Annotated in this window: 8 protein-coding genes; 2 read left to right on the forward strand and 6 right to left on the reverse strand. The window is 71.2% G+C overall.

All coding sequences use genetic code 11. From position 1 onward, the window contains the following. Positions 1 to 8 precede the first annotated feature (8 nt). On the forward strand, positions 9 to 1805 hold the full coding sequence (locus FB388_RS18915; protein ID WP_211362100.1) for a potassium channel family protein: 1797 nt from the start codon (positions 9 to 11) through the stop codon (positions 1803 to 1805). A 69-nt stretch (positions 1806 to 1874) separates the two neighbouring features. Here FB388_RS18915 and FB388_RS18920 read toward each other — a convergent pair whose 3' ends face one another. The 4 genes from FB388_RS18920 to FB388_RS18935 all read right to left on the reverse strand — a co-directional run bounded on the left by FB388_RS18920 (position 1875) and on the right by FB388_RS18935 (position 6005). Continuing rightward, entirely contained in the window at positions 1875 to 2315 is a 441-nt protein-coding gene (locus FB388_RS18920) for an SRPBCC family protein (RefSeq protein WP_142103532.1), read from the reverse strand. A 120-nt stretch (positions 2316 to 2435) separates the two neighbouring features. Next, on the reverse strand, positions 2436 to 4607 hold the full coding sequence (locus FB388_RS18925; RefSeq protein ID WP_142103533.1) for a xanthine dehydrogenase family protein molybdopterin-binding subunit: 2172 nt from the start codon (positions 4605 to 4607) through the stop codon (positions 2436 to 2438). Continuing rightward, positions 4604 to 5566 carry an FAD binding domain-containing protein gene (locus FB388_RS18930; RefSeq protein WP_142103534.1) on the reverse strand — a complete coding sequence of 321 codons (963 nt, stop codon included), beginning with the start codon at positions 5564 to 5566 and terminating at the stop codon, positions 4604 to 4606. The genes FB388_RS18925 and FB388_RS18930 overlap by 4 nt, the downstream gene beginning before the upstream one ends. Beyond that, positions 5553 to 6005: a (2Fe-2S)-binding protein gene (locus FB388_RS18935; RefSeq protein WP_142103535.1), complete on the reverse strand. Its 453-nt coding sequence runs from the start codon at positions 6003 to 6005 to the stop codon at positions 5553 to 5555. Before FB388_RS18935 ends, FB388_RS18930 begins: the two co-directional genes overlap by 14 nt. A 206-nt stretch (positions 6006 to 6211) precedes the next feature. Between FB388_RS18935 and FB388_RS18940 the strand changes: the two genes are divergently transcribed. Next, complete coding sequence (locus FB388_RS18940) at positions 6212 to 6787, forward strand: TetR/AcrR family transcriptional regulator (protein WP_142103536.1); 576 nt, start codon at positions 6212 to 6214, stop codon at positions 6785 to 6787. A gap of 8 nt (positions 6788 to 6795) precedes the next feature. On the opposite strand, the gene FB388_RS18945 is transcribed toward FB388_RS18940, so the two are convergent. Both FB388_RS18945 and FB388_RS18950 read right to left on the reverse strand, forming a co-directional pair. Next, on the reverse strand, positions 6796 to 7755 hold the full coding sequence (locus FB388_RS18945) for a methionyl-tRNA formyltransferase (RefSeq protein WP_142103537.1): 960 nt from the start codon (positions 7753 to 7755) through the stop codon (positions 6796 to 6798). A gap of 38 nt (positions 7756 to 7793) precedes the next feature. Beyond that, positions 7794 to 8015, reverse strand: a complete 222-nt coding sequence (locus tag FB388_RS18950; RefSeq protein WP_142103538.1) for an MbtH family protein — start codon at positions 8013 to 8015, stop codon at positions 7794 to 7796. Between the last annotated feature and the right edge of the window lie 3 nt (positions 8016 to 8018).

Here is an 8018-nt window from a genome sequence, read left to right on the forward strand (position 1 = left end):
GGGCGAGGGTGAGCAATCCGCTCCTCGCATTCTGGTTCCGGCTGTTCGGCCCGGACGACGACCGGACCTCCCCCCGGATGCGCAGCCGCGTTCCGGTCGTGTCCGCCGCGCGGGCATCGGCGACGATCTTCCTGATCCTGCGCAGGATGCGCGCGCCGTTGATCGTCCTCATCACGATCTTCGCGATCAGCGTCCTCGGTCTGACCCTCGTCCCCGGCCACACCGAGGACGGGCAGCCATGGCGGATGTCGATCTTCGACGCCTTCTACTTCATGAGCTACACGGCGTCGACGATCGGGTTCGGGGAGCTCCCGCAGACGTTCAGCGACGCGCAGCGCCTGTGGGTCACGGTCTCGATCTACCTGACGGTGATCGGTTGGGCGTACGCGATCGGGTCGCTCCTCGCACTCGTGCAGGACCGTGCGTTCCGGCAGGCGCTCGCGCTGCAGCACTTCATGCGCACGGTGTCCCGCCTGCGTGAGCCGTTCCTGCTGATAGCCGGGTACGGCCGTACCGGCGAGCTGCTGGGTGAGTCGTTCGATGCGCTCGGCAAACGGTTCGTCGTGCTCGACGCGGACGAGGACCGCATCGAGGCCCTCGAGCTCGCCGCCTACCACGCGGACGTGCCCGGGCTGGTGGCCGACGCGCGCGATCCCGGCCACCTCGCGGTGGCCGGCCTCGCCAACCCCCACTGCGAGGCGGTGCTCGCGCTCACCGACGACGACGAGGTCAACCTGGCGGTGGCGATGGCGGCCGCCCTGCTCCGGCCCGACCTACCGGTGATCGCGCGCACCATGTCACCGGCGGTCGCCGAGCGCATGGCCGCGTTCGGCACGCCGACGGTGGTGAACCCGTTCGACCGGTTCGGCGACCACCTGCGGATCGCGCTCCGCGCACCGGCGTCCTACCAGCTGATGACCTGGCTGGAGAGCGGGCCCGGGGCCGAGGTGCCCGCCAGGGGCGATCCTCCCGGAGAGGGTCGATGGGTGGTGTGCGGGTACGGGCGGTTCGGGCGGGAGCTGATCCCGGACCTGCACGCGGAGGGCATCGACGTCACCGTCGTCGACCCGGTCGCCGACCAGGCGGGGCACGGAAGCGGGATCGTCCGCGGACACGGGTTCGAGCCCGAGGTGCTGCAACAGGCGAACGTTGCGGACGCCGTCGGGTTCGTCGCGGGCACGGACAACGACACCACCAACCTCTCCCTCGTCGCCGCCGCTCGTCGGGTCAACCCGGGGCTGTTCGTGGCGGCCCGGCAGAACCGCCCGTCCAGTGCCCCGCTGTTCGCGGCGATGAACGTGGACTCCTTGCTCGTACCGACAGAGGTGCTGGCCCACGAGGTGTTCGCGCAGCTCAGCACCCCGCTGCTCTGGCGGTTCCTCCAGGAGGTGCCCGCGCGTGGCGACCAGTGGGCGGCTCGCCTCGTCGACTGCATGACGCGCAGGTGTGGTCGCCACCTCGACGCGCTGTGGAAGGTCCGGATGAGCCGCGCCGATGCTCCGGCCCTCGTCCCGTGGATCGACAGCGGTGGGGCCCGTCTCGGTGATCTCCTGCGCGACCCGGACGACCGCGACGTCCAGCTACCCGTCGTCGTGCTGATGGTCGCCCGCGACGGCGAGTGCGTGCTGACGCCCGACGACGACTTCGTGTTGGCCCCCGGCGACGAGCTGCTGCTCTGCGGTCGCCACGCAGCTCGTCGCGCCCTGGACACCACGATGGTGGTGGAGGCCGCCCGGGAGTACGTCGTCTCCGGCCGGCACGTACCGGTCAGCTGGATCTGGCGGCGGTTCTCGGGTGCGGCGTGAGGTGAGGACGTCGATCGTCCCGCGGCGAGGCGGCACGACCGGGCCATCGGCCGACCTGTCACCCGATCCCTAGCGCGGCTCGAGGATTCGCTTGATCGAAGCCAGGTCGTTGTCGTTGGCGCGCCGGACCGCGGCAGCCATTACCGGTGCGATGATCTTGCCGAACCCGGCGGGTTCACCCCGGTTGCGCAAGGTCATGCGGGTACGACCCTCCCCCACGGACGTCCACGTGTAGGTGGTCTCCATGGGGAACGGGCCCTGGGCCGTGCGCATCACGAGCCTCTCGCCAGGCAGCCACTCGACGACCTCGTAGGTGTAGGCAAGCCTGCGCCCCAGGAACCTGGCGACGAAATCGAGCCGGGAGCCCACCACCAGCGGCGGCGGTGTACGCCACACCACGGACTCGATGTTGGCGTACCACTCCGGGGCGTTCGACGGATCCGATGCGTACCCGGCCACCTCGTCGCGTGGGCGCTCGATGACGACCTCGGTGCAGACGTCGACAGCCATGTACGCCTCCGGTACCCGTCCGATCCGGCGGATCGTAAGGGTGGCAGCTTCCCCGCTGGACCGACGAGCTCGCGGCAGCCGGTCACCCGGGCCTTTCCCCCGGGTGACCGGCCGGTGCCGTCAGTCCAGCAGATCCTCGATCGTGATCGGGATGTGCCGGACGCGGATGCCGGTGGCGTTGTGGACGGCGTTGGCGACGGCGGCGGCCATCCCGACCGTGCCGATCTCGCCCACACCCCTGGCGCCCACCGGGTTGTGCAGCGTGTCCGGGTGCTGCACGAAGTGCACGTCGACCTCGGGGATGTCGGCGTTGACCGGGAGGAGGTACCCGGCCAGGTCGGCGTTGGCGAGCCGGCCGTTCTCCTCGATCTCCAGGGCCTCGTGCAGCGCCGCGGAGACGCCCCAGATCATGCCGCCGATCATCTGGCTGCGGGCGGCCTTCTCGTTGATGATCCGGCCGGCGTCGAACACACCCAGCATGCGGGACACGCGCGCCTCGCGCGTCCACCTGTGCACCCGAACCTCGCAGAACTGGGCGCCGAACGAGGCGAACGAGTGCTTGGTCAGCTCCTCCCCCGGGGCGGACGAGCCGCTGGCCGAGATCGACTCCCGGCCGAGGGCGGTCAACAGCTCGCCGAACGTCAACGACCGGCCGCCACCCAGCAGCCGCCCGTCGGCGTACGTCACGTCCTGGCCGGCGAACGGTGCGCCCGGCGCGCTCGCCACGGCCTGGAGGTCGTCGATCACCGCCGACGCGGCGACCATGATCGCCGAGCCGACGCTGGCCGTGGCCGTCGAGCCGCCGGACAAGCCGCCGGGCGGGTACGCCGAGAGGCCCAGCCGGGGCGTGATCCGCTCCGGTGCGATGTCCAGCGACTCCGCACCGATCAGTGCCATCACGGTCAGCAGGCCGGTTCCCGGGTCCGCACCGCCGACCGAGATCACCGCCGTGTCGTCGGCCCGCAGCGTGATCTCGGTCGTGGCCGGGAACCGGAGGGCCGGGAACACCGCCGTCGCCATGCCCATCCCGACCAGCCAGTCACCGTCCGCGCGACCGGTGGCCGACCGGCGGGACCAGCCGAAGCGCTCGGCGCCGATCCGGTAGCAGTCCTCGAGGTACTTGCTCGACCACTGCAGGTCGCTGCCGACGGGTCCGATCGAGCCGTTGCGCAGCCGCAGCTCGATCGGGTCCATGTCCAGCGCGACGGCCAGCTCGTCCATCGCGCTCTCCAGCGCGAACGAGCCCGGCGCCTCGCCGGGCGCACGCATGAACGTCGTGCGCGGGATGTTCAGCGGCACCACCTTCTGGCTGACGGCCAGGTTCGGGGTGCGGTACCACTCCTTGGACGTGGCGTGCGAGGTCTGCTCCACGAACGACAGGTCGGTCGCCGCGCTGCACCACGAGTCGTGGCGCACCGCGATCAGCGTTCCGTCCCGGTCGGCGCCCAGCGCGATCTCCTGCAGCGTCTCCGCGCGGTTCGCGGTCGCGGTGAAGACCTGCTCGCGGCTCAGCGCCGCTTTGACCGGCCGTCCCAGTACCCGGGACGCGGCCGCCGCCAGGAACGCCGGGGTCGACGTACTGCCCTTCCCGCCGAACGCGCCGCCGACGAACGGGTTGACCGTGTGCACCGAGGACGGCTCCACCTCGAGCGCGGCCGCCATGTCCGCCTGCTGGAAGCTGGCCCCCTGGTTGCCGCTGTAGATGGTCAGGCCGTCGTCGTCCCAGTGCGCGACCGCGGAGTGCGGCTCCATCGCCGCGTGGTTCTGGGCTGCGGTGTAGTAGGTGCCCTCGACCACGACCGGGCTCGCGGCCAGCGCCTCCTCGATGGACTCCACGCCCGGGGCGAGCACCACGTGCGTCGGCGGGGCGCCGTCCATGGCCGGTGGCCCGTCCTCGGCCAGGTCGAGGTTGGCGCGGAGCGACGTGCGGGCCGGCCGCTCGTCGTAGGACACCTCGACGAGCATCGCCGCGTCGCGGGCCTGCTCGTAGGTCTGCGCCACGACGAAGCCGATCGGCTGTCCGTAGTGGGCGACGTCGCGGTCCTGCAGCGGGACCCAGGTCTCGCCGAGGATCGGGCTGTTCGGCTTCCGCAGCGTCAGCGGGTCGAACGGCGAGTAGACGGCCACCACGCCGGCAGCGCCCTTGGCAGCGGTGACGTCCATCGCGACGATCTCGCCGTTCGCGATCGTGCTGGTGATCACGTAGCCGTGGAGCATGCCGGGGAAGTTGTGGTCCAGCCCGTACCGCGCACGGCCGGTGACCTTCAGTGGACCGTCGATCCGACTGGTCATGCGGCACTCCCTTCGGTCAGCTCCAGCAGCGCCCTGACGATCGTCCGCCGCAGCAGCGGCAGCTTGAAGCCGTTCCCGGACAGCGGTGCGGCGCCTTCCGTCGCACGGGCCGCGGCGTCCTCGAAGGCCGCCTGGGACACCGGCGCACCGCGCAGGGCCTCCTCCACCCCGTTCAGGCGCCACGGCACCGTCGCCACGCCGCCGACGGCCACCCGGGCGTCGACGACGCGGGAGTCGCGCACCTCCAGCGCGACCGCGGCGGAGCACAGCGCGAACTCGTACGACTGCCGATCGCGCACCTTGACGTAGGTGGAGTTGGCCGCCCAGTCGAGCCGCGGCACGACGACCTCGGTGATCAGCTCCCCGGGCCGCAGATCGTTCTCCACCTCCGGCGTGTCGCCGGGCAGCCGGTAGAAGTCGGCGAGCTCCACCGTTCGCGTTCCGTCAGCGCCGGCCAGCGTGACCCGGGCGTCCAGCGCGACCAGGGCGACCGCGACGTCGCTCGCGTGCGTCGCCACGCACGAGTCGCTCGTTCCCAGTACGGCGTGCATCCGGTTGGCGCCCGAGCGGGCCGGGCAGCCGCTGCCCGGTACCCGCCTGTTGCACGGCATCGCGACGTCGCGGAAGTAGGTGCACCGCGTGCGCTGCAGGAGGTTCCCGCCGATGCTGGCCATGTTGCGCAGTTGCTGCGACGCGCTCTGCTGAAGCGCCTGGGACACCGCGGGGTACACGCCGGGGTGCCGCGCGATGTCGCTCATCCGCTCCAGCGCGCCCAGCCGCAGCCCGTCGCCGGTGTCGATGCCGCGCAGGGGAAGCGCGTTGATGTCCAGCACGTGCTGCGGCGTCAGCACGTTGAGCTTCATCAGGTCGACCAGGGTGGTGCCCCCGGCGAGGAACGTGCCCGGCTCGGCGAGCGCGTCCTCGACGGTCGTGGGGGCGGTCAGCTCAAACGGACGCATCGGACCGCCTCGCCTGGTCGATCGCCGCCACGATGTTCGGGTAGGCGGCGCAGCGGCAGATGTTGCCGGACATGAACTCCCGCACGTCCGCCACGTCCTGCTCCACCGCGGCGACGGCGGACATGATCTGGCCGGAGGTGCAGAACCCGCACTGCAGCGCGTCCTGGTCGACGAACGCCTGCTGCACGGGGTGCAGCTCGCCGTCGGTGGCGAGCCCGTCCACGGTGGTCACCGGCTCCCGGACGGTCGCGGCGAGCGTCAGGCACGACAGCACCGGGCGCCCGCCCACGTGCACCGTGCACGCGCCGCACTGGCCGCGGTCGCACCCCTTCTTGGGACCCGTGATGTCCAGCCGCTCACGCAGCGCGTCGAGCAGCGTGACGCCGGGTTCGACGTCGAGTGTCTCGGTCCTGCCATTGACTCTGAGAGAGATGTCCACGGGACTTCTTCCCCGGCGGTCGCCCGCACACGGACGATCGCACGGCATCGTGTGGTGGTGGTGGGGCTCGTCGAGCTCGTAGGATGGAACCGGATAGACATCCGGTACACGCCGTCACCGTAGCGGATAAAAATCCGCTCGGCAATGTCCAAAGGACCCTGGCGTGGATTACCGTTCAGCGGGACCCAGCCAGGAGGTGACGACGGTTGACGACGGGATCGGTGAGCCCGAGGCGCGCGGACACGCGGCGCAACCACGAGCGCATCCTCGCCGCGGCGGGCATGGCGCTGGCCCTGTCGGGTGAGGTCTCGTTCAACGCGATCGCCAAGGCCGCCGGGGTCGGCGTCGGCACCGTGTACCGGCACTTCCCCACGCCGGAGGCGCTCGTGCTGGCGGCCTACCAGCGCGAGGTGCAGCACCTCGTCGACGTCGTCCCCAGCCTGCTGCGCGACAGCTCCCCCGAGGAGGCGTTCCGGGTGTGGACCACCGACCACCTCGCCCGGTACATGATGACCAAGCGCGGCCTCGTCGAAGCCCTGAGCGCCGCCACGAGCTCACACGAGGACATCGCCCGCAAGGCCTACGAGGCCATCGCCGGCGCGGTGTCCACCCTGCTGGCGGCGAACGTCGAGGCGGGCACCGTCCGCGCCGACCTGGATCCGGCGACCGTGCTACGGGGGCTGAGCGGCCTGTTCCACCTCGACCCGCGCGGCGACTGGCACAGCCAGTCCGAGGCGCTCACCGACCTGCTGTGGCGCGGCATGTCGCACCGGCGGGACTGACGGCGCTCTCAGGCCGATGCGCGAGGGTGTGAGGTGAGATATCCGCCCATGTGCGGGAAGAAGTCGGCCGCGTCGAACTCCCTCCCGTCGTCGGTGCGCACCCGCTCGATCACGACACCCCTGCTGCGCCCGCGCCGGGCCTCGGCGCCCGCGACGATCACGACGCCGCTCCCCCGCCGGATCACGATCCGCCCGGGCGTCCCGCCGATGGCGTCCTCGGTGACGCGGGCGCGCAGGACCCGCAGCCGCTCGGCACCGTAGAAGCAGTAGGCGTTCGGGTACGGGTCCACCTGGGCGCGCACGAGGTTGAAGACGTCGCGCGCCGGCCAGGTCCAGTCGATGCGGTTGTCCTCCTCGCAGCGGCGGTGGAAGTAGGAGGCCTTCGTCCGGTCCTGCGGGGTCCCGTCGCGATGCCCGGCCGCCACCCGCTCGAGCGCCTCGACGGTGATCGGGCCGAACATCGCGAGCGTGCGGTCGAACAGGTCGACGACCGTGTCGTCGTCCGAGACCGGGGTGGACCACTGCAGGATGATGTCGCCCGCGTCGAACTCGGCGTTCATCATGTGCGCGGTGACCCCGACCTCCGGCTCGTCGTTGATCAGCGCCCAGTTCAGCGGGGCGAACCCGGCGTAGGCGGGTAGCAGGGCGTCGTGGACGTTGACCGTGCCGAGGCGCGGGAGCGAGTACACCTCGGGCGGCAGCCAGGTGCGCCAGTTCGCGACCACCATGGCGTCGGCGTCCGCACCCGCGACCGCGTCCCGCACCTCGGCGTCCTCGGCGCGGTTGCGGACCAGCAGCGGGATGCCGTGATCGGCGGCGAGCTCGGCCACCGACTCGTTGAAGATCTTCTCGTAGGCGTTGTCACCGTCGGGGTGCGTGACGATCAGCGCCACGTCGTGACCCGCCTCGAGCACCGCCTCGATCGTCCGCCGACCCCACGTCATGTATCCGAACACCACAACCCGCATCCGCGATCCCCTCTCCGACAGCGTTCGTTGGCCGAGCCCTACTGCGCGCCGCGCTCCATCTGCTCCACGAGGCTGCGCGGCCGCATGTCGGACCAGTTGGTCTCGATGTGCTCGAGCACCTCCTTGCGGGGGCCGGGACCGTGTACGGCCGTCCAGCCGGCCGGGATCTCGGCGAACGCGGGCCAGAGGGAATACTGACCCTCGTGGTTGATCAGCGCGAAGAACTCGCCGTCCTCGTCGTCGAACGGGTTGGTGGACATCTG

Origin of the sequence: Pseudonocardia cypriaca (genome assembly GCF_006717045.1) — a bacterium.
GTDB lineage: Bacteria > Actinomycetota > Actinomycetes > Mycobacteriales > Pseudonocardiaceae > Pseudonocardia > Pseudonocardia cypriaca.